General features: G+C 74.3%; 26 protein-coding genes. 14 read left to right on the forward strand and 12 right to left on the reverse strand.

Annotated features, from left to right (window positions below; translation table 11 throughout):
• Nucleotide 1: 1 nt before the first annotated feature.
• The 3 genes from Drose_RS21285 to Drose_RS21295 form a co-directional block, all read right to left on the reverse strand.
• Entirely contained in the window at nucleotides 2–1,594 is a 1,593-nt protein-coding gene (locus Drose_RS21285; protein ID WP_260723047.1) for a CheR family methyltransferase, read from the reverse strand.
• Nucleotides 1,581–1,994, reverse strand: coding sequence for a chemotaxis protein CheW (locus Drose_RS21290; protein ID WP_260723048.1), 414 nt, complete (start codon nucleotides 1,992–1,994; stop codon nucleotides 1,581–1,583). Before Drose_RS21290 ends, Drose_RS21285 begins: the two co-directional genes overlap by 14 nt.
• 333 nt (nucleotides 1,995–2,327) lie before the next feature.
• Complete coding sequence (locus Drose_RS21295; RefSeq protein ID WP_260723049.1) at nucleotides 2,328–3,530, reverse strand: benzoate/H(+) symporter BenE family transporter; 1,203 nt, start codon at nucleotides 3,528–3,530, stop codon at nucleotides 2,328–2,330.
• An 86-nt stretch (nucleotides 3,531–3,616) separates the two neighbouring features.
• Here Drose_RS21295 and Drose_RS21300 point away from each other — a divergent pair, with 86 nt between their 5' ends.
• Nucleotides 3,617–4,159: a helix-turn-helix domain-containing protein gene (locus Drose_RS21300; RefSeq protein ID WP_260723050.1), complete on the forward strand. Its 543-nt coding sequence runs from the start codon at nucleotides 3,617–3,619 to the stop codon at nucleotides 4,157–4,159.
• A 12-nt stretch (nucleotides 4,160–4,171) separates the two neighbouring features.
• On the opposite strand, the gene Drose_RS21305 is transcribed toward Drose_RS21300, so the two are convergent.
• Nucleotides 4,172–4,807: an STAS domain-containing protein gene (locus tag Drose_RS21305; RefSeq protein WP_260723051.1), complete on the reverse strand. Its 636-nt coding sequence runs from the start codon at nucleotides 4,805–4,807 to the stop codon at nucleotides 4,172–4,174.
• Nucleotides 4,808–4,828: 21 nt separating this feature from the next.
• Nucleotides 4,829–5,134 (reverse strand): STAS domain-containing protein, encoded by a 306-nt coding sequence (locus Drose_RS21310; RefSeq protein ID WP_260723052.1) that lies wholly within the window; start codon nucleotides 5,132–5,134, stop codon nucleotides 4,829–4,831.
• A 109-nt stretch (nucleotides 5,135–5,243) separates the two neighbouring features.
• On the opposite strand from Drose_RS21310, the gene Drose_RS21315 reads away from it, so the two are divergent.
• Genes Drose_RS21315 through Drose_RS21325 form a run of 3 tightly spaced genes read left to right on the forward strand, consistent with a single transcriptional unit; the run spans nucleotide 5,244 to nucleotide 7,827 of the window.
• Nucleotides 5,244–5,918, forward strand: coding sequence for a response regulator transcription factor (locus Drose_RS21315; RefSeq protein WP_260723053.1), 675 nt, complete (start codon nucleotides 5,244–5,246; stop codon nucleotides 5,916–5,918).
• The gene (locus Drose_RS21320; RefSeq protein WP_260723054.1) at nucleotides 5,915–7,261 is read left to right on the forward strand and encodes a HAMP domain-containing sensor histidine kinase; all 1,347 of its coding nucleotides are present in this window, start codon (nucleotides 5,915–5,917) and stop codon (nucleotides 7,259–7,261) included. The genes Drose_RS21315 and Drose_RS21320 overlap by 4 nt, the downstream gene beginning before the upstream one ends.
• Nucleotides 7,262–7,290: 29 nt before the next feature.
• Entirely contained in the window at nucleotides 7,291–7,827 is a 537-nt protein-coding gene (locus Drose_RS21325) for a GerMN domain-containing protein (RefSeq protein ID WP_260729775.1), read from the forward strand.
• Here the strand turns inward: Drose_RS21325 and Drose_RS21330 are convergent.
• Nucleotides 7,811–8,272: a response regulator gene (locus Drose_RS21330; RefSeq protein ID WP_260723055.1), complete on the reverse strand. Its 462-nt coding sequence runs from the start codon at nucleotides 8,270–8,272 to the stop codon at nucleotides 7,811–7,813. The two genes, Drose_RS21325 and Drose_RS21330, sit on opposite strands and share 17 nt — an antisense overlap.
• Before the next feature lie 104 nt (nucleotides 8,273–8,376).
• Here Drose_RS21330 and Drose_RS21335 point away from each other — a divergent pair, with 104 nt between their 5' ends.
• Nucleotides 8,377–8,919, forward strand: a complete 543-nt coding sequence (locus Drose_RS21335; protein WP_260723056.1) for a MarR family winged helix-turn-helix transcriptional regulator — start codon at nucleotides 8,377–8,379, stop codon at nucleotides 8,917–8,919.
• Nucleotides 8,920–9,078: 159 nt separating this feature from the next.
• Here Drose_RS21335 and Drose_RS21340 read toward each other — a convergent pair whose 3' ends face one another.
• Complete coding sequence (locus Drose_RS21340; protein WP_260723057.1) at nucleotides 9,079–9,486, reverse strand: ArsR family transcriptional regulator; 408 nt, start codon at nucleotides 9,484–9,486, stop codon at nucleotides 9,079–9,081.
• A 77-nt stretch (nucleotides 9,487–9,563) separates the two neighbouring features.
• Here Drose_RS21340 and Drose_RS21345 point away from each other — a divergent pair, with 77 nt between their 5' ends.
• Genes Drose_RS21345 through Drose_RS21360 form a run of 4 tightly spaced genes read left to right on the forward strand, consistent with a single transcriptional unit; the run spans nucleotide 9,564 to nucleotide 13,979 of the window.
• Nucleotides 9,564–10,301, forward strand: a complete 738-nt coding sequence (locus tag Drose_RS21345; RefSeq protein WP_260723058.1) for a DUF5995 family protein — start codon at nucleotides 9,564–9,566, stop codon at nucleotides 10,299–10,301.
• Nucleotides 10,302–10,333: 32 nt separating this feature from the next.
• On the forward strand, nucleotides 10,334–10,789 hold the full coding sequence (locus Drose_RS21350; RefSeq protein WP_260723059.1) for a (2Fe-2S)-binding protein: 456 nt from the start codon (nucleotides 10,334–10,336) through the stop codon (nucleotides 10,787–10,789).
• Nucleotides 10,786–11,775 carry an FAD binding domain-containing protein gene (locus Drose_RS21355; RefSeq protein WP_260723060.1) on the forward strand — a complete coding sequence of 330 codons (990 nt, stop codon included), beginning with the start codon at nucleotides 10,786–10,788 and terminating at the stop codon, nucleotides 11,773–11,775. The genes Drose_RS21350 and Drose_RS21355 overlap by 4 nt, the downstream gene beginning before the upstream one ends.
• Nucleotides 11,772–13,979: a xanthine dehydrogenase family protein molybdopterin-binding subunit gene (locus Drose_RS21360; RefSeq protein WP_260723061.1), complete on the forward strand. Its 2,208-nt coding sequence runs from the start codon at nucleotides 11,772–11,774 to the stop codon at nucleotides 13,977–13,979. The genes Drose_RS21355 and Drose_RS21360 overlap by 4 nt, the downstream gene beginning before the upstream one ends.
• Before the next feature lie 214 nt (nucleotides 13,980–14,193).
• On the opposite strand, the gene Drose_RS21365 is transcribed toward Drose_RS21360, so the two are convergent.
• Nucleotides 14,194–15,126 carry a pyridoxal-phosphate dependent enzyme gene (locus Drose_RS21365; protein ID WP_260723062.1) on the reverse strand — a complete coding sequence of 311 codons (933 nt, stop codon included), beginning with the start codon at nucleotides 15,124–15,126 and terminating at the stop codon, nucleotides 14,194–14,196.
• Between the two features lie 35 nt (nucleotides 15,127–15,161).
• Between Drose_RS21365 and Drose_RS21370 the strand changes: the two genes are divergently transcribed.
• A complete protein-coding gene (locus Drose_RS21370; RefSeq protein ID WP_260723063.1) occupies nucleotides 15,162–15,752 on the forward strand; it encodes a GNAT family N-acetyltransferase in 591 nt (196 codons plus the stop codon).
• Between the two features lie 28 nt (nucleotides 15,753–15,780).
• Here Drose_RS21370 and Drose_RS21375 read toward each other — a convergent pair whose 3' ends face one another.
• On the reverse strand, nucleotides 15,781–16,290 hold the full coding sequence (locus Drose_RS21375) for a DUF1360 domain-containing protein (protein ID WP_260723064.1): 510 nt from the start codon (nucleotides 16,288–16,290) through the stop codon (nucleotides 15,781–15,783).
• Between the two features lie 181 nt (nucleotides 16,291–16,471).
• On the opposite strand from Drose_RS21375, the gene Drose_RS21380 reads away from it, so the two are divergent.
• The 4 genes from Drose_RS21380 (at nucleotide 16,472) to Drose_RS21395 (ending at nucleotide 20,151) form a co-directional block, all read left to right on the forward strand.
• The gene (locus tag Drose_RS21380; RefSeq protein WP_260723065.1) at nucleotides 16,472–16,948 is read left to right on the forward strand and encodes a DUF2269 domain-containing protein; all 477 of its coding nucleotides are present in this window, start codon (nucleotides 16,472–16,474) and stop codon (nucleotides 16,946–16,948) included.
• A 157-nt stretch (nucleotides 16,949–17,105) separates the two neighbouring features.
• Nucleotides 17,106–18,284, forward strand: coding sequence for an FAD-dependent monooxygenase (locus Drose_RS21385; RefSeq protein ID WP_260723066.1), 1,179 nt, complete (start codon nucleotides 17,106–17,108; stop codon nucleotides 18,282–18,284).
• A 9-nt stretch (nucleotides 18,285–18,293) separates the two neighbouring features.
• The gene (locus tag Drose_RS21390) at nucleotides 18,294–19,199 is read left to right on the forward strand and encodes a hypothetical protein (protein WP_260723067.1); all 906 of its coding nucleotides are present in this window, start codon (nucleotides 18,294–18,296) and stop codon (nucleotides 19,197–19,199) included.
• On the forward strand, nucleotides 19,186–20,151 hold the full coding sequence (locus Drose_RS21395) for a serine hydrolase domain-containing protein (RefSeq protein ID WP_260723068.1): 966 nt from the start codon (nucleotides 19,186–19,188) through the stop codon (nucleotides 20,149–20,151). Before Drose_RS21390 ends, Drose_RS21395 begins: the two co-directional genes overlap by 14 nt.
• Before the next feature lie 483 nt (nucleotides 20,152–20,634).
• On the opposite strand, the gene Drose_RS21400 is transcribed toward Drose_RS21395, so the two are convergent.
• The 3 genes from Drose_RS21400 to Drose_RS21410 all read right to left on the reverse strand — a co-directional run bounded on the left by Drose_RS21400 (nucleotide 20,635) and on the right by Drose_RS21410 (nucleotide 22,989).
• Entirely contained in the window at nucleotides 20,635–21,591 is a 957-nt protein-coding gene (locus Drose_RS21400; RefSeq protein ID WP_260729776.1) for a helix-turn-helix transcriptional regulator, read from the reverse strand.
• A 25-nt stretch (nucleotides 21,592–21,616) separates the two neighbouring features.
• On the reverse strand, nucleotides 21,617–22,531 hold the full coding sequence (locus tag Drose_RS21405) for an SDR family oxidoreductase (RefSeq protein ID WP_260723069.1): 915 nt from the start codon (nucleotides 22,529–22,531) through the stop codon (nucleotides 21,617–21,619).
• Nucleotides 22,532–22,662: 131 nt separating this feature from the next.
• Complete coding sequence (locus Drose_RS21410; RefSeq protein WP_260723070.1) at nucleotides 22,663–22,989, reverse strand: STAS domain-containing protein; 327 nt, start codon at nucleotides 22,987–22,989, stop codon at nucleotides 22,663–22,665.
• Between the last annotated feature and the right edge of the window lie 60 nt (nucleotides 22,990–23,049).

Consider the following 23,049-nt stretch of genomic DNA (forward strand, 5'->3'; position numbering starts at 1 on the left):
TTCACGACACGGCCGCGAGTTCGGCGCGGCACAGTGCGACGAGGGCCGTCCGGCCGAAGCCGCCGCCGAACAGCGCGATGCGCTCGTCGGTCTCGTGCCGCAGCAGGTCCATCGCCCGGTCCAGTTCCCTTTCGGCCGCCGCGCGGTCGCCGCCGCGGCGCGCGAGCAGTCCCAGCCGCAGCCGCGGCATCGCGAACGCCGGGTCGAGCAGCGCGGCGATGCGGTGGTGCTCCGCGGCCGCGGCGTGGTTGTCGTCGCCCTCGTGACACTCGGCGAGCAGGTGGTACGCGTCCGCGAAGAGCGTGTCGCGCTCCAGCAGCCGGCGGCAGAGTTCGGCGGCCCGGCCCGTCTCGCCGAGGTGCGCCAGGGCCACGGCGCGGATCAGCCACACGTCGGGCCGGTCCGCCTCGGCGCCGGTCACCGCGTCGACGGCCTGCAACGCCGCGCCGAACCGCTCCTCGCGCAGCAGCGCCAGCGCCACCTCCCGGTGCCGCCGGACCGGCTGCGCCCGGGTCATGGCCTGCCGCGCCCCGGCACCGGTCTGCGGGACGCGTTCGTAGAAGAACGTGCGGTGCGCCTGGTGCACCCGCAGGCCGTCCGGCCGCCCGCCGAGCGAGTCGGTGTGGCCCAGGAACAGGTAGCCGCCCGGGGCGAGCGCCCGCGTGATCCGGCCGAGGAGCGCCCGCGTGGTTTCCGGGGTGAGGTACATGAGGACGTTGCGGCAGAGGACGACGTCGTAGGTGTCCGGCGCGAACAGGGCCGGGTGGTCGTGGACGAGGTTGTGCTCCACGAAGCGGATGCGGCCGCGCAGCCGCGGGTCGACCTCGACGCCGTCGCCGGCCGGGCGGAACCAGCGCTGCCGGGCCGCCTCGGGCGTCTCGCGCAGCGACCACGACGAGTACCGTCCGGCCATCGCCTTGCGCAGCGCGCCCCGGTTGACGTCGACACCGACGATCGACAGCTCCCACCGCGACTCCGGCACTCGGTCGGCGGCGACCATGGCGAGCGTGTAGACCTCCTCGCCCGTGGCGCAGCCCAGGGACAGCATGCTGAGCCGGCGCTGGGCCGCGCGGGCCCGCAGCCGGGCCGGCAGCACCGTCTCGGCGAGGGCGTTGAACTGCTCGATGTTGCGGAAGAAGTAGGTTTCACTGACGGTGACGGCCTCGGCGAGCGCGGCGAGTTCGGTGCCCCAGGCGGTGGCGAGCCGGTCGAGATAGCCTCGTTGGGACAGGGCATGCTGGGCGGCGCGCTGCCGGAGTACGTCGGCGAGCCAGGCGTCCTTGCTACCGTCGAAGGCGAGACCGAGCCGGTCGGCGAGCAGGCCGCGGAGCCACCGGACGGTGTCGGTCGACCCCGGTGCGGCGGCACCCCGGTGCGGCACCGCCGTTTTCGCCACGGCCCCTGCCCCCGACAGCCCCGGCAGTCCCGGCACGGCCAGTTCCCGGGACGACGTCGCCGATCCCGCCACCGTGGCTTCCCGGGACGGCACCGCCGATCCCGGTGCCCCGCTCCCGCCGGACGGCGCCGACCCCGCCACCGCGGCCGCCCCGGGCGGCATCGGCGGCCCCGCCGCGTCGGTCTCACGCGGCGGCACGGACGCCTCCGTCGCTCCGGACGAACAGCAGCGGGCGGGAGTCGAGGACGCCGACGGCGGATACCAGGCGCACAGCGTCAGCGCCGAGCATCGGGGGCAGCGGGCGGCTGTCGTCGGGCTCGACCTCGCAAACCCCGACGACGGCGCCGGCGGCGAACGCGAGCGGCCCGCCCGCCGGGTTCGTGGTGATGAACCGCCGCGCGGGTGGCGCGTCGACGCCGAGCAGGCGTGCGGTGTCGACGACCGGCACGGCCAGCCCGCGGATGACGGCGACGCCGAGGAGCGCGTCGGCGCTGCCGGCGACAGGCTGCACCGGCAGCGGCCGGATGGTCTCGACGACGTCGTCCAGGGGCAATGCGCAGAGCAGATCGCCGACGCTGAAGATCAGTTCCCGGTTCACTGGGCATAGGATAGGTGTTCTATCGTCGGAAATACCGGACTTATCCGAAACGTTCTCACAAGGCCCGCCGCCGCTCGACCGCGCGCACCGCAGACCGACTCCCCACACGCCGTGTCTGTCGCTCATGATCGCTGCTGGACCCGGGCGGCGCGTTCCGTGCCGGGCGACTCCGTGATCATGGGAAAGAACTGGCTATCGGGGCAGCCACATCTTTCCCATGATCATGGAGTCGCCCGGCACGGCGGCGGGATTGCGCCCGAACCGCACCGAGCGAGCCGCCAACGCCCCGACCGGTGCCGGCCCGGTCGGGTCGAGTTGGTCCCGCGGTCCCGGCTACCGGGTGGTCGCCACCGGGGTCGGCTGCTCGGCGGCGGCCGGAGCCGCCGGCTTCGAGCGGCGGTGCAGCAGCAGGGCGGTGAGGCCGCCGGCGACCAGGCCCCAGAACGCCGAGCCGATGCCGAGGATCGTCATGCCGGAGGCGGTCACGACGAATGTCACCACGGCCGCCTCCCGGCCCTCCGGCTCCGTCACCGCACTCGCCAACGACGAGCCCAGCGCCGCCAACAGTGCCAGCCCGGCGACGGCGATGACCAGTACCGGCGGGGACAACAGCACCAGCGCCATCGCCAGGCCCGCGCCGAGGCCCAGGGTTAGCTGACCGGCGCCCAGGGCCACCGTCGCGATCCACCGGCGGCCCGGGTCGGGGTGGGTGTCCGGGCCGGCGGTCAGCGCCGCCGTGATCGCGGCCAGGTTGAGGGCGTGGCCGCCGAACGGGGCCGCCGCCGCGCTCGCCAGTCCGGTCGCGACGAGGACCGGGCGCAGCGGCGGCGTGTAGCCGTAGGTGGCCATGACGGCCATGCCGGGGACGTTCTGCGCGGCCATGGTGACGAGGAACAGCGGCACGGCGATGCTCACCACCGCGGACGGGTTCAGCGCCGGGGTGACCAGCTCGACCGACGGCCGCAGCGCCGCGCCGGACAGGCCCCCGCCCGGGCCGTGCGCCGCGATCCCGGCGATCGCCGCGACGAGTGCGCCCGGCACCGCCCACTGCCGACGGTACCGTTGCAGCACCGCCCACGTCAGGACCACCGGCACCGCCAGGAGCGGGACGTCGACGACGGCGCGGACCGGTGCGGTGCAGAGGCTCAGGATGACGCCCGCCAGCATCGCGCCGGCGATCGGGCGCGGGATGGCGGCGATCGCGCGGGCCAGCCAGGGCGAGAGGCCGGCGAGGACGATGAGCGCGGCGCAGACGATGAACGCGCCGACCGCCGCCGGGAATCCGCCGGCGACCGGGCCGGTCGCGACGAGCAGCGCGGCGCCGGGCGTGGACCAGGCGATGCTGATCGGCATGCGGTACCGCAGGCCGAGGAAGATCGCGAGGGCGGCGATGCCGGCGCAGAGGGCGAGCAGTCCCGACGCGGCCTGTGCCGGGGTGGCGCCGACGGCGCGCAGGCCGGCGAGCACGACGGTGAACGAGCTGGCGTAGCCGACGATCGCGCTGACCAGCCCGGCCGCGACCGCCTGGAGCCGCATGCCTGTGCCTCCTCCGCCTCGATCGTTCCGTTTACGGAACGGACCTTAGCGCCACGGCCCCGTGATGGCAATGTCACGATGACCGGGTGGACGGGCGTGCGGCGGGTGTGGGGCACAGGCTGCGCCAGTTGCGCGAGTCGCGCGGGATCTCCCTGTCGGCACTGGCCCGCAGCGCCGGCATCGGCAAGGCGACGCTGTCCGGCCTGGAGCTGGGCACCCGCAACCCGACGCTGGAGACGCTCTACGCGGTGGCGGGAGCCCTGGGCGTACCGCTGACAGCGCTCGTCCTGGACCCGGGCGCCCCACCGGAGGAGGCCGCCGACGTGCGGGGCGCCGCGGTGACGGCGACGCTGCTGGAGGTGTTCGAGGAGCCGGGCGTGACGTTCGAGCTCCTGCGGATGCGGGTCCGCCCGGGCACGGTGCAGCACTCGCCGCCCCACGCCCCCGGCGTGACGGAGCACGTGACGGTCTACGCGGGGGTGCTGCGCGCCGGCCCGGCGGACACCCCGCTGCTGGCCGGCCCGGGCGAGCACATCTCCTGGCAGGCCGACGTCCCCCACGTGTACGGCACCGTGGGGGAGGACGAGGTCGTGGCGACGCTGCTGATCCGCTCCCCCGCCGGCCGTTGAGGGGCGGCCGGGTCAGCGGAGGCGCTGCTGGGGCACCTGGTCGCCGCGCAGCCAGGCCAGGGCGGACTCGCGGTCGGGCAGCTCCACGAAGAGGTGCCGCAGGCACAGTGTGTGCAGCGTCCGGCTCACGCGGCCGGGCAGGCCGACGAGGCAGGCGTGGCCGCCGGCCTGTGCGGCGCGGTGCCGGGCGGTGACCAGCTCGGCGAGCGCCGCGGAGTCCAGCGTCTTGGCCTGGGCGAGGTCGATCACCACGTGCGGCGGACGGCGCCCGGCGGTGGCGAGCGCCTCACGGAGCGCGCCCGCCGCGGTCGCGTCCACGTCGCCGGAGAGCTCGACGACGGGCACGCCGCGCGTGATCCGCAGACGGACCCGCGCGTCGTCCGCCGCCTCGTCGCCGGGCTCGGCGGACGGCTCGACACCGCACCGCGCCGGGACCGTGACCGTGACCGCGGCGAGGGGCACCCGCGAACAGCGGGCGCAACTGTGCGGGCCGGTCGCGAGCCGGGTGCCGGTCCAGCCGTGCCGGCTGAAGAGGCTCCAGACCAGGTCCCAGTTGTGCATGGTCGCACCCAGCCCGGTGACCGTCTGCCCGCAGGTGTCACAGACGAGGCCGAAGTCAGTGCCGTCGATGGTCGTCGATGCTGTCATGGCCGGTCCCCCCGTCGTCGCTCACTCCACATGCAGCACGTGATCGACCCGCGCCAGGTGCAACGTCCGGCGCACCCGCGGCGAGGGGCCGCGCAGCGTCAGCCGGCCGCCCTCGGACCACATCTGCCGGTGCACGTCGAGGAGCATCCCGATCGCGGACGCGTCGACGAACGGGCACTGCGCCAGGTCCACCAGCAGTCGACCCGGGCGCATGGCCATGGCATCCTGCAACAGCGCGGACATCCGGGGCACCGATGCCGCGTCAAGCTCTTCGGTGACGATGATCTCGACCGTCGGCGCCGCCGGTCGCACCGTGTCGCTGCGCATGCCTCCAGCGTTTGCCGCGGATATGGCGGAACTCTCCCGGAAGTGTGACGGTTTCATGACAAGACGTTTGGATTGGTCGATCAAACGGGTGGGACGGCATGATGCGGATATGACCGGGGTACTCGTGATCGAGGACGACGACCGGATCCGCCTGTCGCTGGTTCTGGCGCTGGAGGACGAGGGCTATACCGTGCGCGGCGCCGCGAGCGCCGAGGAGGGCCTCGTCGCGCAGCGCGAGGAGGCCGCCGACACGGTGCTGGTCGACCTGATGCTGCCCGGCCTCGACGGGTTCGAGTGCATCCGGCAGCTACGCCGCGAGGACGACGTGCCGATCGTCGTCGTCTCGGCCCGTGACGACACCCACGACATCGTCGCGGCGCTCGAGGCCGGCGCCGACGACTACCTCGTCAAACCCGTCGCGGTGAAGGAGCTCTCGGCGCGGCTGCGGGCGCTGCGGAGGCGCGGGCGCACGCTGCTGTCGCCGGTGTCCACATTGGTCTTCGGCGACCTGGAGATCCTGCCGGAGGCCGGCGAGGTGCGGCTGCGCGGCGCGCCGGTCGCGCTGACCCGCACGGAGTTCCGCCTGCTGTGCGAGCTGGCGGAGCATCCCGGGCTGGTGCTGAGCCGGCAGCAGTTGCTGCAGCGCGTGTGGGAGTACGAGATCGGCGACGAGCGGCTCGTCGACGTCCACGTCGGACGGTTACGGCAGAAGATCGAGGCCGACTCGCGTTCGCCGCGATATCTCGTGACGGTGCGCGGCATGGGATACAAGCTCCAGCGATGAAGCTCGCCGGTCTCCGCACCCGGGTCATCGCCGGCTTCGCCGCCGGGGCGCTCGCGCTGTCCGCCTCGATGGCGCTGATCTCCTACCAGGTGACCCGCAGTTCGCTGCTCGACGGGCGGCAGCGGTCCACCATCCGTGCCGCCACGTTCGACGCCCGGGTCATCTCCGCCGGGCTGACCACCGACCGCCCCGACATCGTCGCGATCCTGCGTTCGCTCGACACCGGCGGCAACCGGCGCGCACTGCTGCACCGCGACGGCAACTGGTACGCACGCGGCGCCGACCCCGGCGCCGTCGACGCCGTCCCCGCCGGCCTGCAACGCATGGTGGAGCACGGCGGGCAGGGCATCCAGCTCGTCCGCATCGACGGCGAGCCGGCCGTCGTCGTGGGCATCTCGCTGTCACCGACGACCGCCCTGTACGAGATCGACTACCTGCGTGAGCTGGACCAGACGCTGCGGGTCCTCGGCTGGGTGCTGACCCTGGTGGCGTCGGTCGTCGCCGCCGCGGGCGCGGGCCTGGGCTGGTACGCGACGCGATACGTGCTGCGCCCCCTCCGCTCGGTCGCCGACGCCGCCGAGGGCATCACCGCCGGCGACCTCACCGCGCGGCTCGACCCGGCGACCGACCCCGACCTGCAACGGCTCACCACGTCGTTCAACGCGATGGTCGAGCAGCTCTCCCGGCGCATCGAGCGGGACCGCCGCTTCGCCGCCGACGTGAGCCATGAGCTGCGCTCACCGTTGCAGACCCTGGCCGCGTCCGCGAGCGTCCTGCACCGCCGCCGCGATCAGCTCGACGAGCGCACCGCGACGGCGGCGGGCCTGGTCGTGGACGAGATCGGCCGGTTCCAGTCCCTCGTCGACGACCTCCTGGAGCTCTCCCGCGGCGACCTGCCGGTCACCCGCGCACCGGTCGACATGGCCGACCTGGCGCACCGGGTGGTCGAGCTGCGCGGGCTGCCGCCGGAGATCGTGCGGTGCGGCGAGGGGCAGCGGTGGACGGTCGACCGGCGCAGGATCGAACAGGTGCTGGTCAATCTTCTGGACAACGCGGTCACGCACGGCGGCGGGCCGACGGCGGTGCGGATCATGGCCGAGGAGGGCGTCGGGGTGATCGAGGTCGACGACGAGGGACCGGGGGTGAACCCCGCCGACCGGACCGCCATCTTCGACCGCTTCGTGCGGGGCCGCTCGGCCGGTGCCCGCGGTGGCGACGACGGGACCGGCCTCGGGCTGTCGCTCGTCGCGCAACACGTCGGCGTCCACGGCGGGCGGGTGACCGTGCTCGACCGCCCGGGCGGCGGCGCACGGTTCCGGGTCGAGCTGCCGGGTGTGCGGTGAGGCGCGCGTTCGTGGCGGCCGTGGCCGGCATGCTGCTGACCGGCATCCCGCTCTCCGGCTGTGGTGTGCCCACCGAGAGCGAGCCCCGCCCGCTGGAGCCGTCGGTCCACGTCGCGAACCCGGACACACCGACCGCGGACACGAGCCTGCCGCCGGGCGCGGCGATCGAGAAGTTGTACCTCGTGCGGAACGACCAGCTCGTCGGCGTCGAGCGTCGCGTGGACCGGGCGCCCGCCCTGGACCGGCAACTGGCCGACCTGCTGGCCGGCCCGACCGAGTGGGAGCAGGACGACGGCTACGGCAGCGCGCTGGCCGGGACCGACTTCGTCCTGGGCGCCGTGCTGGACTACGGCACCGCGGTCGTCACCGTCGGCGGCACGACCATCCGCAACGACGAGGTCCTCGCGTACGGGCAGGTCGTGTGCACCCTGGCCGCCCGCGACGACGTCGACCAGGTCCGGTTCGTGCTGGACGGGCAGCCGCTGGAGGTGCCCCGGGCCGACGGCTCGCTGACCGCCGATCCGCTGACCGCCGCCGACTACGCGGCGCTCATCGCGGTCCGGTAGCCGGGGCCTGCCGGTCCACCACGATGCTGAACTGGTCGACGCCCCGGATCAGCGCCGCGATCTGGGCGAAGTCGACGGGCTTGCGGAAGTAGAACTCGGAGGGCACCCCGAAGTCGCGCAGCAACTGCTCCTCCAGCGGCGAGCCGGTCAGCACCACGATCGTGAGGTCGACCAGGCGCGGGTTGCCGAGCACCCGGTCGAGCACGACCCGGCCGTCGACGCCGGGCAGGTTGAGGTCGAGCAGCAGGATGTCGGGCTTCGGCGCGTCCGCGTGGGCGCCGCGCCGCTCGAGGAAGTCGATCGCCTCCAGGCCGTCACCGATGACGGTCACCGGGTTTCGGAGGCGGTGCGCGCGGAACTCGTCGAGGGTGAAGGCGACGTCGCCGGCGTCGTCCTCGACCAGCAGGATGTGCGCCAGGTCGAGCGGTTCGTCCGCGCCGGGCATCCGGTCCTCCCGTCGGTGTTTCGTTGCCGTTGTACAAGATTCGTGGAGTACCATAATGCTCCGACGGGACCGCGCCCACCGTCCGGTCGTGCAACGATTGCGCCGTGGCAATCACCGGGTCCCCCGACGACCATGTGGTGCAGGCGCTCCTCGCGGCCAGCCGGGCGATGGTGGCCCTCGTCTCGCGCAGCCTCGCCGCGCTCGACGCCGACGTGACACTCGCACAGTTCCGCGCCCTGGTCCTGCTCGCGGGCCACGGACCCCAGCGCAGCACGGCCATGGCCCGCGAGCTACAGGTGGCGCCGTCGACCCTGACGCGGATGTGCGACCGGCTCGTCCGCAAGTCGCTCGTCCAGCGGTTCCACCGCGGCCATGACCGCCGCTCGATCTGGCTGGCGCTCACCCCGGCCGGCCGGGACCTGGTCGGCACGGTGATGCGGGCGCGCCGGCGGGAGCTGGAGCGGATCGTCGTGGCGTCGGGCCTGGTGGCGTCGCCGCCGGCCGTGGACCTGCTGCACGACTTCGTCCGCGCGGTCGGCGAACTGCCCGACGAGGAGTGGTGGCGGCGCTGGGAGGCCTCCGCCGACCCGGTCGACGGCGCGCCGCTGATGGGCGTCCACCGCCAGGCCGACGGCGCCTGGGCGTGACCGGCGTCCACCGCCGGGGGCCGCGCCCGCGCGTACCGCGGCGGGAGATCCGGCCACGTCGGCGGCGGCCCCGTAGCTCAGCGGACCGAGCGCTGACGCCGCCGACGCCGACCTGATCTCGGGCACCCGCTGCCGCGGCCTACCGCGGCCTACCGCGGCCTACCGCGGCGCGGCCAGCGCCTCGCCCAGTGGCGTCCGGAAGTACAGCACCGAGCGTCCGGACCGGCGCCGCCGGACCAGTCCCGCGTCGAGCAGCACCCGCAGGTGCCCGCCGACCGAGCCCAGGCCGTGACCGGTGAGCGCGACGAGCTGCGTGGTGCTCTTCGGCGCGGCGAGGAGCGTGAGGACCTCGGCCCGCACCGGACCGATGAGCCGCGCCAGCGCGGCGGGCGGCCGGCGGGCGCCGGGGTCGGCGAGCCATCCGGTGCACGGGTAGACGATCGCGTGCACGTCCCCCGGCTCCTCCCACGCGACCCAGCCGCGCGGCCCGGTGGTCGGCAGGAACAGCAGGCGGCGGCCTCGATCCTGGTGTCGCTGGCCCTGATCCCGGGCCTCCGGGCGCCGCACGGGCGCCTCCGTGAGCACGAATCCGCGTATGACGAAACGCCACCCTGCGGGAGATGAACGAGGATTAGCATCGGCCGATGGACGCGGCCATCGCGGGAATCGTCCGGCGCATGGAGGCCGGGCTGGAGCGGCTCGACGCCGGCGACGCACGCCGATTCTTCCACCAGACGTATCTGCGGACCACCCTGGCCGTCGCCGAGGAGATCGACCGGGGCGGGTTCCGGGACGCGGAGTGGCTGTCCCGGTGGGACGTCGTGTTCGCCGACCTGTACCTCGACGTCCTCGACGCCGACCTGAGCGGCACGGCGGCCGTGCCCGGTCCGTGGCGGGTCGCCTTCGGCACCGCGCGGGACCGGCCGGAGCTGCCGCCGCTGCGGCACGTGCTGCTCGGCCTGAACGCCCACATCAACTACGACCTGCCGCAGTCGCTCGTCGCGGTGATCGACCCGGCGGGGTTCGACGATCCGGCGGTACGGCGGGCGCGCGAGGCCGACCACACGCACGTCGACACGGTGCTGCTCGCCCGGGTCGGCGCCGAGGACGCCCTGATGCGGGCGGTGTCCCGGGTGGGACCGCTCGACCGGCTCATGGGACCGGCGAACCGGGCCGCGACCCGCCGGGTGCTGCGCGAGTCCCGGGCGAAGGTGTGGCGCAACGCGACGGTGCTCGATCAGGCCCGCCGGGACGGGCCGCGAGAATACGTGGCGGTGCTGCGCCGGCTGGAGGACGCCTGCACCGCCAAGCTCGTCGAGCTGACCGCACCCGGCCCGGTGATGCTGAGGCTGGCCCGCCGCGGGTTCGGGGTGACCGTTTAGGGCCGGTTCGGCTGGGTAGCGCACCATCCATCATGAACGAGATCACGCTGACCACGACCGTCAACGGCAGGACCGAACAGCTCCGGGTCGACGCGAGGGTGACGCTCCTCGACGCACTGCACGACCGGCTCGGGCTGACCGGGACGAAGAAGGGTTGCGACCAGGGCGCCTGCGGGGCGTGCACGGTGCACGTCGACGGGCGGCGCGTGCTGTCCTGCCTCACCCTCGCCGCGCAGGTCGACGGCCGCGAGGTGCTGACCGTCGAGGGGCTCGGCGGCGGCCACCCGATGCAGGAGGCGTTCGTCCGGCACGACGCCTTCCAGTGCGGGTACTGCACACCGGGGCAGGTGCTGTCGGCGATCGCGCTGCTCGACGAGGGACGGGCCGGCAGCGACGACGACATCCGCGAGTTCATGAGCGGCAACCTGTGCCGTTGCGGCGCGTACCCGAACATCGTCGCCGCGATCCGCGAGGTCGCCGGGCGATGACCATCACCTACACCCGCGCCGACGACGCGGGCACCGCGATCGCCGCCGTCAGCACCGACCCGGAGGCCGCGTACCTCGCCGGCGGTACCACGGAGATCGACCTCGTCCTCAAGGACGGCGTCGTCGCGCCGCGGCGGCTCGTGGACATCAGCCGCCTGCCGCTCAAGGGGGTCGTGGCCGCCGGCGACACGGTCCGGATCGGCGCCACCACGACCATGGAGGAGGCCGCCACCGATCCCACCGTGGCCCGGCTGCTGCCGATGGTCCGCTCGTCGCTGCTGCAGGGCGCGTCCGTACAGCTTCGCAACATGGCGACGATCGGCGGCAACCTGTTGCAGCGCACGCGGTGCCGGTACTTCCGGGATCCCGCCGTGGCCGCGTGCAACAAGCGCGACCCGGGCAGCGGCTGCGCGGCCGTCGAGGGGGTCGCGCGCATGCACGCGATCCTCGGCGCGTCACCGGCGTGCGTCGCGCTGCACGCCTCGGACCTGGCGGTCGCCCTGACGGCCCTCGGCTCGATCGTGCGCCTGCGGTCCGACCAGGGGCCGCGCAAGGTGCCGCTGACCGAGTTCTACCACCAGGCGGGCACCACCCCGGACCGGGAGACGGTGCTGCGCCACGGCGAGCTCGTCACCGAGGTCGAGATCCCGCTGCCGCCGCCGCGGGCGCGCACGACCTACCTGAAGGTCCGCGACCGCGCCTCGTACGAGTTCGCGCTGACCTCGGCGGCCGTGGTCACGGTCGTGGAGGACGGCGTGGTCCGGTCGGCCCGCATCGCGCTCGGCGGCGTCGGCACGGTGCCGTGGCGGGCCTGGGACGCCGAGGAGACGCTGCGGGACGCGCCGGTCGGCGAGGCGTCGTTCCGGGCCGCGGCCGAGGCGGCGGTGCAGCACCCGTTCACGGTGCCCGGCACCGAGTTCAAGGTGGAACTGGCCAAGCGCACGCTGGTCCGGGCGCTGCGCGTGACGACGGGAGCGGGCTGGTGACGACCGTCGAACGGCCCCGGGTGCTCGGGACCGGCACAGACCGCGTCGACGGTCCGCGGAAGGCCGCCGGCGGCGTGCCCTACTCGTCCGACGTCTCGTACCCGGGCATGGTGCACGCGGCGCTGGTCCGCAGCACCATCGCGGCCGGGCGGATCGCCGGCATCGACACGTCGCGGGCCGAGGCCGCGCCGGGGGTCCTCGCCGTCATCACGCCGGACAACGCGCCGCGGATCGAGCGGGCGCCGGACACGCCGCTCTGGCGCCAGCCGCCACCGCCGCTGCAACGGCGCGAGATCGTCCACCACGGCCAGTACGTCGGGGTGGTCGTCGCCGAGACCGTCGAGGAGGCCACCGCGGCCGCCCGGCTGGTCGGCGTGGCGTACGAACCGACGGACCCGGTCCTGTCGCTGGACGACCCGCGGGCGGTCACCGTCGACGACCCGTTCGGCAGCAACCGGCACCGGGGTGACGTCGTGAGCGGGTTCGCCGCCGCCGACGTGGTCTTCGACGGCGAGTACACCACCCCCGACGAGACGAACAACCCGATGGGCCTGTTCTGCACCGTCGCCGCCTGGGACGGCGACCGGCTCACCGTCCACGATGCGACGCAGTGGCCGGGCTCGACGCGCGCCGCGCTCGCCGGCGCGTTCTCCGTCCCGGAGGCCGGGATCCGGGTCCTCGCCCCGTACGTCGGCGGCGGGTTCGGCGCGGGCCTGCGGGTCTGGCCGCACACCGTCCTCGCCGCGATGGCGGCCCGGGTGGTCGGGCGGCCGGTCAAGCTGGCCCTGACCCGCCCGCAGATGTTCACCGGCGTCGGTCACCGCCCGGCGACGGTGCAGCGGATCCGCATCGGCGCCCGCGATGACGGCACGCTGACGGCGATCGAGCACGAGTCCGTGCAGCCGGTCGCCGTCGACGACGACAACATCGCCGAGTCGGTGACGACCGTGTCGGCCGTCGGCTACGCCTGCCCGAACGTGGCCAACATCGACCGGCAGCGGCGGCTGAACATCCCGGTGCCGACCTCGATGCGTGGCCCCGGCGACGCGCAGGGCCACTTCGCCCTCGAGTGCGCGATGGACGAGCTCGCCTACCGGCTGGGCATCGACCCGGTCGAGCTGCGGCTGCGCAACTACGCCGACGAGCATCCACAGCTCGGCCTGCCCTGGTCGAGCAAGGCGCAGCGGGAGTGCTACGAGGTGGGCGCCGAACGGTTCGGCTGGTGGGACCGCAACCCGGCACCGCGTTCGATGCGGCGCGACGGCGTGCTCGTCGGCTGGGGCATGGCCGGTGTGAGCTTCTTCTGGTTCCAGGCGCCGTGCGACGCCCGCGCGTCGATCGACCGCGAGGGGCGCGCGTTCGTGCGCAGCGCCGCGACCGACATCGGCACCGGCACGTACACGGTGATGACCCAGCTCTCGGCGGACCGGCTCGGGCTGCGGCCGGACCAGGTGCGCGTGGGGCTCGGGGACACCGACCTGCCGGCCGCGCCGCCGCAAGGCGGTTCCGGGATGACCGCGTCGCTCGGCAGCGCGATCCACGCCGCCGCGCAGAACCTCGTCCAGGCGTTCCTGGACCTGGTCGCCGACGACGTCGCCTCGCCGCTGCGCGGGCTGACCGCGGCCGACGTGACCGCCGTCGACGGCCGGATCCAGCGCGACGACGATCCGACCCGCGGCGAGTCGTACCGCGAGATCCTCGACCGGCACGACCGCGCCGAGCTGTCCGCGGACGGCTCCTCCGTCCCGGCGAAGCCCGAGGAGACCGGCCTCGCGCCGGCCGGGCCGTTCGCCGCCCGGTTCGTCGAGGTCCACGTCGACCCGGACCTCGACCGGATCAAGGTCGCCCGCTTGGTGTCCGTCGTGGACGCCGGGCGGATCCTGAACCGGAAGACGGCGCGCAGCCAGATCGTCGGCGGCACGGTCGGCGGCATCGGCATGGCGCTGCTGGAGGAGACGGTCACCGACCCGACCGGCCGGATCGCCAACGCCACGCTCGGCGACTACCTGATCCCGGTCAACGCCGACGTGCCGGATCTCGACGTCGTGTTCGTCGGTGAGCCGGACCGGTTCAACCCGGTCGGGGTCAAGGGCGTCGGCGAGATCGGCCTGGTCGGGGTCGCCCCCGCCATCGCCAACGCGGCGTTCCACGCCACCGGCCACCGGGTGCGGAGCCTGCCGCTGACCCTCGACAAACTCCTGTGACCGCGTGCGGAACGTCGCGACCGCCGACCCCGGTCGAGGAGCCGCGCTAGCTGGGTGCCCGGCTTGTTGCGCGTCGATCTTGCAGTTGTGGTGCCTTCCAAACCCGGACATTCAGGGAGTGTCAGGGCACCACAACTGCAAGATCGACGCGCAAGGTGGACCCGGTCGACGTTCGTGGACGCCGCCCTAGCTGTTCGGCTGGACGGTGGTCCGCTCACCCGGACGCCAGTGTGCCCAGGTCCGGGTGGGCGAACAGGCCGGGAAGGCCGCCGGTGTGCAGGAACACGGTCCGGTGGCCGGGGCGGATCCGGCCGTCGGCGACGCAGGCCCGCAGCCCCGCGAGTGCCCGGCCGGTGTACGTCGGGTCGAGGAACAGGCCCTCGGTCCGCGCCGCGAGCCGCAGCGCGTCACGGGCTCCGGGCGCCAGGTGCGCGTAGCCGGCCCCGACCTGCCCGCGGTCGATGTGGGGCGGCTCCGTCCGGACTCCCATGCCGTCGAGCAGCTCCCGCAGGGTGCGGTGCGGGTCCGGCACGGCACCGACGTCGACGCCGATCACCCGCTCGGCGCCGAGCCCCGCGACGAGGCCCGCCGCCGTCCCGCCGGAGCCGAACGCGACCACGACCCGGTCGAGGTCCGGCAGTTGGTCGCGGAGCTCCGCGGCGCAGTCGAGATACCCCCGGGCACTGTACGGGCTGGAGCCGCCGAACGGGATCACGTGCGGCACACCCCCGCCGTCGCGGATGCGGCGCTCCTCGGCGGCGATCAGGTCGTACAACTCCCGGGGTGTGCTCTTGCCGGACCAGACGACGCGGGCACCGGCGAGCCGGTCGAGCACCAGGTTGCCCTGCGGCGCCGGGGGCTCCTCGCCGCCGAGCACGAGGACCGCTCCGAGCCCGAGGCGGGCGGCCGCGGCGGCGGTCAGGCGGGCGTGGTTGCTCTGGGCGGCGCCGGTGGTGACGAGGTGGGTGGCGCCCGCCTCGAGGGCCTGCGCGCAGGAATACCGCAGTTTGCGGACCTTGTTGCCGCCACCGCCGAGGCCGGTGAGGTCATCGCGTTTGATCCACAGCCGCTCCAGCCCGACGGCCGCGGCCAGGCGGGGCGCGGGCTCGATCGGCGTGGGCAGGCTGCCGAAGGACGGGGTCGACACGGGCTGCACATTACCCGCGTTAGGGTTCCAGGATCATGAGTGACGAGGTGTTCCCGCCCGCGGTGCTGACGACCGAGCGGCTCGCGCTGCGCCCGTTCACCCGCGCCGACGCGGCCGACGTCCACGCCGTCTGGCAGGACGAGCGGTTCATCGGCTCGGCGCCGATGGGCTACCCGTATGCCGGGGCGGACCTGGACACGGCCGCCGCGTGGTGCACGACGGGCATCGAGCAGCGCCGGCTGCACGGCAAGGGCATCGGCTTCGCGGTCGTCCCGCGCGAGGGCGGGCGCCTGGTGGCCCACGTCTCCCTCTTCGGCGCCGACTGGGTGACGCGGACAGCGGAGATCCACTACTGGACGGCGCCGTGGGCGCGGGGTCACGGCTTCGCGGCCGAGTCGGCAGGTGCGGTGGCCCGGTGGGCCCTGACGGCCCAGCGCTTCGAGCGGATCGCCCTGCTGGCCGACACGTCCAACACCGCGTCCCGCCACGTGGCGGCGTCGGCGGGCTTCCGGTTCGAGGGTGTGCTGCGCAGTGCCGCGTTGACCCGCACCGGCGACCGGGCGGACACGGCGGTGTACAGCTTGATCCGCGCCGACCTGGCGCCGCGCCCGGTGGCGGTGGCCTGACCGCACCGCGGCACGGCCGCTCCCGGGGTCAGGCGGACGCCTTCCGCTTCGCGGCGGCGTAGGCGAGATGGAGGAAGTCGGAGCCCGCGACCGCTGTCGCCACGCCCATGCCGAAGCGGGTCAGCCGCGGGGCGAAGACCAGGCCCGCGGCCAGGCCGCCAGCCACCCAGACGCCCGTGCAGAACGGGCAGGTCAGCAGCTCGCCCAGCGCGTGCCGGACCCCGTGGCCGCGGGGTGCCTCCTGGAGCTCGGCCTCGCCGTCCGGGGCCTCGAACCGCGTGAACGGGGCGCGGAGCGGGCTCGTCACCGCGTCCTTCGTCAGCAGGCGGGACAGCTTGTGCGTCGACACCGCCAACAGGGTCAGGTCCCCCGCGGACGGGCGGGCCGGCAGCTCGCGGCCGGTCAGGCGGGCCACGCCGGCGACCGCGCCGGCGGCGGCCGTGAACGCGGCCAGGACGTACGCGTAGCCCTTCAGCGGTCGCTCGTCGGGGGCGTTGCGGGCGTAGTCGCGGGCGTCGCGAACGTCGACGTCTGTCATACGCGACGCCTACCCGCCGGGTGCCCGGGCGAAACCGTCCCGGAAATCCTCTGGGCGGCGGGTTAGTACGTCGACCCTGACCGGCGAGCGTCGGCGGCCGCCCGCGCCGCCCCACACCGGTGCCGGTCTCCACCCGCGGCGGGTGACCGGCGCGGGCGGCGTCCGGCCGTACCGTGGCCGCATGCAGCGGTTCGTCGTCATGCTCCATGTGCTCGCGGCGGTACTGCTGATCGGGCCGCTGGTGCTGACCGGGTTCTGGGGGCGCGGCGCCATTCGCCGGGGTGACGCGGACGGGACGCGCCAGGCGTTCCGGGTCGCCCGCTGGGCGACGGCGGGCTCGCTGCTCGTGGCGGTGCTGGGCGCGCTGGCGGTGGCGTGGTCAGGGCGGTACAGCTTCGGCACCCCGTGGGTCGTCATCGCCACGACGCTGTACCTCGTGCTGCTGGGCGTCTCGGCCGGATACACGGTGCCCGCCCTGCGCCGGGCGGGGCTGCTGCTGCAGCGGCGGTCGGCCGTCACGGCGCTGGAGGAGCCCGACGACACCGAACGGGACCGGCTCAGCGGCCTCGCGAGCCGGCTGGCCGGCGCCGGCGGGCTGTCCCTGGCCGTGGCGGCCACCATCGTGATCCTGATGGTCCTCCGGCCGTTCGGGGCGTGACACACCGCGGCGGACCGGCTCCGAACCGCGAGACCGTGATGCTGTACGGGGATTCGGGAGGAAAGATTCATCCCCGGCCGCTATGCACCCGACTGCCGGGTCGATAGTCTCTCGTCGCTGAGTGTGCCTTTCGTCTCTCCAAGAGTCCGAGGTAGTCATGGGTTCATCCGCATCGTTGCGGATCGCTGTCATCGGCGCCGGGATCGGCGGGCTCACCGCCGCCATCGCCTTGCGCGCCAAGGGCCACGAGGTCGTCGTCTACGATCAGGCCGCGGAGCTGACCGCGATCGGCTCCGGCATCTCGCTGGGCGCCAACGGCGTCCGGCTCTACGACCGAATGGGTCTCGGGCAGGCGGTCCGCGAGGTCGCGTCCGACCTGCACCGCATCCAGTTCCACCACTGGAAGACCGGCGAGATGTTCCACGAGCACCCCATGGGCGGCTGGTACAGCGACCGGTTCGGCGCGCCGTTCCTGGGCCTGCACCGCGCCGACCTGCACGAGGTGCTCCTCGACGGCTTCGACGGGACGCCGGTCCTCGGCCACCGGTGCGCCGCGGTCCGCGAGTCGCCCGACGGGGTGGAGGTCGACTTCGCCGACGGCACCAAGACCGAGGCCGACGTGGTGATCGGCGCCGACGGGCTGCGGTCCGCGGTGCGCGAGCACGTCACCGGCCCGGACGAGGCCGTGTTCTCGGCGATGAGCTGCTTCCGGGGTCTCGTACCGGTCGAGAAGGTCCCCGGCGGCGACCGGATGGGCCTGACGTTCTTCCTCGGCCCCGGCCGGCACCTCGTGGTCTACCCGGTGCGCGGCGGGGAGCTCATCAACTTCGTCGCCTACGTCCCGGACCCGGAATGGACGCTCGAGTCGTGGTCGTCCAAGGCCGAGGCCGCCGACGCCGTCGCCGCGTTCGACGGCTGGAACGACACCGTGGTCACGATGCTCGGCAACGTCGAGGAAACCGGTCGCTGGGCGCTCTACGACCGTGAGCCGCTGCGCAGGTGGAGCACCGGCCGGGTCACCCTGCTGGGCGACGCGGCCCACCCGATGCTGCCGCACGCCGGCCAGGGCAGCAACCAGGCCGTCGAGGACGCCGCCGTGCTGGCCGGCCTGTTCAGCGAGGCCGGGTTGCCGGTCGCCGAGGCGCTGCACCGGTACGAGCAGATCCGCAAGCCGCGGACCCGGCAGATCCAGATGGGCTCGCGCGGCAACGCGGCCTGCTTCCAGTTGCCCGACGGCCCGGCGGCCGACGAGCGCAACGCCCGGCTCGTCTCCCTGCCGGACAACGTGGCCTGGATCCACGGCTTCGACGCGGAGGAGGAACTCGCGGCGGCGTAGGGTTGGCGGGTGCCCGTGCCACTGCCGTCGTGCCCGCCCGGCGTGGACCCTTCGGTGCTGGTCGGCGAGATCCACGCGTGGGCCACGTCCGAGCCGCTGCGGGCCCTCGTCGCGGCGTTCGGCGGGCGGATCCCGGAGGACGACACGGCGGCCGTCCTCGCCTGGCTCGACGCGTTCTCGGCGGCGCACTGGGACTTCCGGGCCGGCCGCGAGCGCGACGAGGTGCCGACTCCGATGCTCGCCGACGGCGTCGGGGCGCTCGTGGCGGCCTCGGCGGCGGCCCTGCGGCTCACCGACACCACGGCGCCGCCCCACCGGTCGTATGAGCACCTGCTCATCCTCGGCGGCCTCGGCCGGGCCTGCCTGCAGCGCACCGAGCACGCGGCCCGGCTGGTGCGCTCCGGTGAGGTCACGGCCGGTGAGGTCACGGCGCTCGCCAGCTTCCGGCCGCTGACCGACACCGAGCGCGCGCTGCCGGGGCTGGCCGGGCTGGGGCACGAGATCGACGCCGTGGAGGCCGGAGTGCGGGCCGCGTTCGGGTTCGCCGGGCCGCCCGGCGGTTCCGTCTCGGTCCGGACGTTCCCCGGCGTCCGGGTGCTGGCCGCACCGTCCGGCGACCCGCGGCGGCGCCGGGCCAACACCGCCGACACTTACGAGTTCTGGGCCGGCCTGGTGCATCTGCGTCCCGGGGACCGGATCCTCGTCGTCACCTCGCCGGTCTACGTGCCGTTCCAGCACTGCGACGCGATCCGCCTGGTCGGCCTGCCGTACCGGTGCGGCGTCGACACCGTCGGGTTCGCGCCCACGCGGGCGTCGGTGCCGCAGCCGCCGGAGGCCGCCCGGCCGGACCGGTACCTCCAGGAGGTACGGTCCACGATCCTCGCGATGCGGCGGCTGGTCGATGTCGCCGGGTGAGCGGCTCACCCGGATCGCCGCCCGGGCGCCGGTGCCGGCGGTGGCGGTGGCCGTCTTCGACCGGGACCGGGTGCTCGCCTCGGTCGTCCACGGGGTCGCGGACCTCACCACCGGGCGACCGGCGGCCGAGGACTGCTGGTGGGATCTGGCGAGCCTGACCAAGGTGCTCGTCACCCTGCCCGAGGTGCTCGACCACGTGCCGCTCGACCGTCCACTGGAGACCCTCTGGCCCCGGGCCGCCGGCCTGCCGGTCGGCCGGGCCACCGCCGCCGACCTGCTGAGCTACCGGGCCGGCCTGCCCGCGACGGTGCCGTTCTTCAAGACGCTGTCCGGCCGCGACACGATCGTCGACGCCGCGCTGCGCACGCCGCTGTCGGCACCCGGACCGATCTACAGCGACCTGGGCTCGATCATCCTCGGCGCGCTCGTGGCGGACCGCGCCGGCACGCCGCTGCCGGAGCTGGCCCGCCGCCGGACCGGCCTGCGGATGGGCGGGCGGTTCGCGCCGGCCGTGGCGACCGAGCGCTGCCCGTGGCGCGGCCGGCTCGTCGTCGGTGAGGTCCACGACGAGAACGCGGCGGCGATGGGCGGCGTGGCCGGCCATGCGGGCGCGTTCGGCACCCTGGCCCTGGTGACCGCCGCCGCCCAGGACTGGCTCGCGGGCCGCACCGGGTCCCCCGCCGCCCACGACTGCTGGGCGGTGGGCGACACCGGCGAGCGCTACGGCCTGGGCTGGTGGCTGCCACCGACCCGCGGCCTGGGCGGCCCGTCACCGGGCGCGGACAGCTACGGCCTCTCGGGTTTCGTGGGCAACCGGATCTGGCTCGAGCCGTCCCGCGGCTCCGGCGTGGTGGTACTGAGCAACCGCGTGCACCCGGCGCGCGGCGACCGCGGCCCGTTCAACGCCTGGTGCGACACCCTGCTGACGGCGCTGCCCCACCTCATCGGCTGACGCGGCAGCCGGTCGTTCCCGTCGATGATCACGCTGTGCTTCGTGCCGACCCGGCGGATCCTGTGACTCCGGGCGGCTCGCCGCCGTTCCTGAGTGCTTCACAGGTTCGCTCAGCGGGCTCTTAGCCGGCCGGACGAGGCTGTCGGTATGACCATCGCACGGGGGTACGCGTACGCCGGCAGCGTCGCCGCTGCCGTGTTCCTGGTGCCGGGGGTCGAGCCCCTCGGGCTGCGCCTGCCGTGGTACGCGCTGACCGCCACCGTCGGAGGTGCGTGCCTGCTGCTCTTCGCGCTGGTCCGGCCGGGTCCGCCGATCGTGCCGCGGCGGCGGCTGCTCGCGATCGCCTGGACGGCCGCCGCCGCGTTCGCGCCCGCCGGGACCGCGGGTGTCGCCACCGGCACCGGCGGGACGGCCGCGTTCGTGTTCGGCGTCTACGGCTGGTGCCTCGCCGTCGTCACGCTCTCCTACCAGCGGCGGACGGCTTCAGCGGTACAACTCCGTCATACGCACGGCGGCGGCCCGCATCAGGTCGCGCAGCTCCGGCGGGTCGAGCACCTCGACCTCCGGGCCGAGGCCGAGCAACTGCGTGCGGGCCACGGCCACCGACTCCACCGGCAGCGTCACCACCACCCAGCCGTCCGCACCGGGCGTCGCCGCCTGCTCGTCGACGGCGCGGGCGGCGAGGGCCTCGACGGTGTGGCGCAGTAGCCGCGCGCCCGTCGGGGACAGGCGGATCCGGGCCTGCTCCCGCAGGACGCCGCGCTCGAACTCCAGTGCCTGTCCGCCCCAGAACGCCGCCAGGTCGAACGAGCCGTCGCGCTCAAACACCGTGTCCGTCACCGTGACCGCCGTCGCGCGGTCCACCCGGTACGTCCGGACGCTGCCGCCGACCCGGCCCACCAGATACCAGGAGCCGGTCTTCAGCACCAGGCCCAGCGGCTCGACCGTGCGGACGACCTCCTCCCGGCGCCGGTAGGTCAGGACCACCACCCGGTCCTCCCACACGGCCCGCGCCAGCTCGGCCAGCAGCGGCGGCGGGTCCGCGTCCCGGAACCAGCCCGGCACGTCGAGATGGAACCGCTGGCGGGCGCGGGACGAGGCGTCGCGCAGCGTGGCGGGCAGCGCCGCGACCACCTTCAACTGCGCCGCGGCGAGGGACTCACCGAGCCCCATGTCCCGCACCGGGCCGGGCAGTCCCGACAGGAACAGCGCCTCGGCCTCGGCGCGGCTCAGCCCGGTGAGCCTGGTGCGGTACCCGTCGAGCAGCCGGTAGCCGCCGGCCCGGCCCTGCTCGGCGTAGACCGGCACGCCGGCCGCCGACAGGGCCAGGATGTCGCGGTAGATGGTGCGCTCGGAGACCTCGAGCTGCTCGGCGAGCTCGCCCGCGGTCATCGTGCCGCCCGACTGGAGCAGCAGGACCAGCGAGATGAGGCGGGACACGCGCACCTTCAGACCTTACCGGCCGTCACCGGTAGCCGGTCGGGTCGGCGGGCCGGTCGGGCTCCACGACCTCGGTGTAGTACCGCATCCAGTCCGGCCGGCTGCCGTCGAGGTCGGTGAAGCCGTACACCCGGGCGAGCCCGCCGCTGGACAGCGACTGCCCGTTGAAGCGGTGGACGTCGGGGTCGGCGGCCAGGGCGGCGACCGCGCGGCCGACGAACGCCGGGGACTCCGACATGACGAAGTGCGGCTGCTGCTCCGTGGCGTCCTGCCAGTTGGCCTCGGTGACGCCGTAGTGCTCGAGCATCAGCTCGGAGCGCAGCCAGCCGGGCGTGAGCGCGACCGCGGTGGCGCCGAACGCCTTCAGCTCGTGCGCCTGCGCGAAGGCCATGCGGAGGTTCGACGCCTTCGCCAGGTCGTAGAAGAACGACACTCGGTAGTTGGCCGCGTTGTGCTCGGCGGTGCCGTCGGTCATCTCGACGACCAGGCCGCCGGGGCGGCGGATGAGCAGCGGCAGGGCGAAATGGCTGGTGATGATGTGCGTGTCGACGGCCAGGCGCAGGATGTGCAGTCCGGTGCCGAGGTCGTGCTCCCACAGCTTCTGATCCCAGCCGAACAGCCCCTCGGCGCCCCAGATGTCGTTGACGAGGACGTCGAGGCGGCCCTGCTCGGTGTCGATCCGCTCGACCAGCGCGCGGACCTGCTCGGGCACGAGGTGGTCGGCCTGGACCGCGATCCCGGTGCCGCCGGCCGCGGTCACGAGCTCGGCGGTTTCCTCGACGGTCTCCGGGCGGCCGCTCTCGGACCGCTGGGCGCGGGTGGTCCGGGCGGTGGCGTAGACGGTGGCGCCCGCCGCGCCGAGCTGCACCGCGATCTGCCGCCCGGCGCCCCGGCTCGCGCCGGCGACGAGGGCGACCTTGCCTGCCAAGGGTCGTGTCATGCCGTAAACGGTGCCAGGAAAACCTGACAACCCGCGTCATGGTTTTCGGCACCGTCGTGCCGGCGGCCGTACGGCACCGCTCGTCACGCGGCCCGGCCGCCGTGCTGCTAGGCTCGCTCGCCGCGGGCGCGTCACACGGCGGTGTCGGCCAGCGACGAGTGGATGGTGAACACCCGGTCGAGTCCGGTGATCTGGAAGATCCGCAGCAGCCGGGCGTGCGGCACCACGAGCTCCACGACCCCGCCCGCCTCGACGAGTCGCTTGTGCACGCTGATGAGCACCCCGAGGGTGGTCGAGTCGAGGAACCCCACGTCGGTGAGGTCGACGACCACCGTCCGGGCGCCGTCGTCGACGAGCTGGTGCAGATAGCTGCGCAGCTCAGGGGCGGTGGCGACGTCGAGCTCGCCGCTCGCCTGCACGACGGCGCACTGCCCGTCGACCGTCGAGGTGACCTGCATCCGCCACTGCCCTTCTCGAGACCGATAGTCCGTACGGTCGAATCATACGGCCGAACGGCC

It is taken from the genome of Dactylosporangium roseum (assembly GCF_025264685.1).
GTDB classification, from domain to species: domain Bacteria; phylum Actinomycetota; class Actinomycetes; order Mycobacteriales; family Micromonosporaceae; genus Dactylosporangium; species Dactylosporangium roseum.

Bases quoted from the DNA above. Each gene is read 5' to 3' on its own strand.
- Drose_RS21295 (WP_260723049.1), bottom strand. From the start codon at position 3,530: ATGCGGCTCCAGGCGGTCGCGGCCGGGCTGGTCAGCGCGATCGTCGGC.
- Drose_RS21305 (WP_260723051.1), bottom strand. From the start codon at position 4,807: ATGACAGCATCGACGACCATCGACGGCACTGACTTCGGCCTCGTCTGT.
- Drose_RS21310 (WP_260723052.1), bottom strand. From the start codon at position 5,134: ATGCGCAGCGACACGGTGCGACCGGCGGCGCCGACGGTCGAGATCATC.
- Drose_RS21315 (WP_260723053.1), top strand. From the start codon at position 5,244: ATGACCGGGGTACTCGTGATCGAGGACGACGACCGGATCCGCCTGTCG.
- Drose_RS21320 (WP_260723054.1), top strand. From the start codon at position 5,915: ATGAAGCTCGCCGGTCTCCGCACCCGGGTCATCGCCGGCTTCGCCGCC.
- Drose_RS21325 (WP_260729775.1), top strand. From the start codon at position 7,291: ATGCTGCTGACCGGCATCCCGCTCTCCGGCTGTGGTGTGCCCACCGAG.
- Drose_RS21330 (WP_260723055.1), bottom strand. From the start codon at position 8,272: ATGCCCGGCGCGGACGAACCGCTCGACCTGGCGCACATCCTGCTGGTC.
- Drose_RS21345 (WP_260723058.1), top strand. From the start codon at position 9,564: ATGGACGCGGCCATCGCGGGAATCGTCCGGCGCATGGAGGCCGGGCTG.
- Drose_RS21350 (WP_260723059.1), top strand. From the start codon at position 10,334: ATGAACGAGATCACGCTGACCACGACCGTCAACGGCAGGACCGAACAG.
- Drose_RS21355 (WP_260723060.1), top strand. From the start codon at position 10,786: ATGACCATCACCTACACCCGCGCCGACGACGCGGGCACCGCGATCGCC.
- Drose_RS21370 (WP_260723063.1), top strand. From the start codon at position 15,162: ATGAGTGACGAGGTGTTCCCGCCCGCGGTGCTGACGACCGAGCGGCTC.
- Drose_RS21375 (WP_260723064.1), bottom strand. From the start codon at position 16,290: ATGACAGACGTCGACGTTCGCGACGCCCGCGACTACGCCCGCAACGCC.
- Drose_RS21380 (WP_260723065.1), top strand. From the start codon at position 16,472: ATGCAGCGGTTCGTCGTCATGCTCCATGTGCTCGCGGCGGTACTGCTG.
- Drose_RS21385 (WP_260723066.1), top strand. From the start codon at position 17,106: ATGGGTTCATCCGCATCGTTGCGGATCGCTGTCATCGGCGCCGGGATC.
- Drose_RS21395 (WP_260723068.1), top strand. From the start codon at position 19,186: ATGTCGCCGGGTGAGCGGCTCACCCGGATCGCCGCCCGGGCGCCGGTG.
- Drose_RS21405 (WP_260723069.1), bottom strand. From the start codon at position 22,531: ATGACACGACCCTTGGCAGGCAAGGTCGCCCTCGTCGCCGGCGCGAGC.
- Drose_RS21410 (WP_260723070.1), bottom strand. From the start codon at position 22,989: ATGCAGGTCACCTCGACGGTCGACGGGCAGTGCGCCGTCGTGCAGGCG.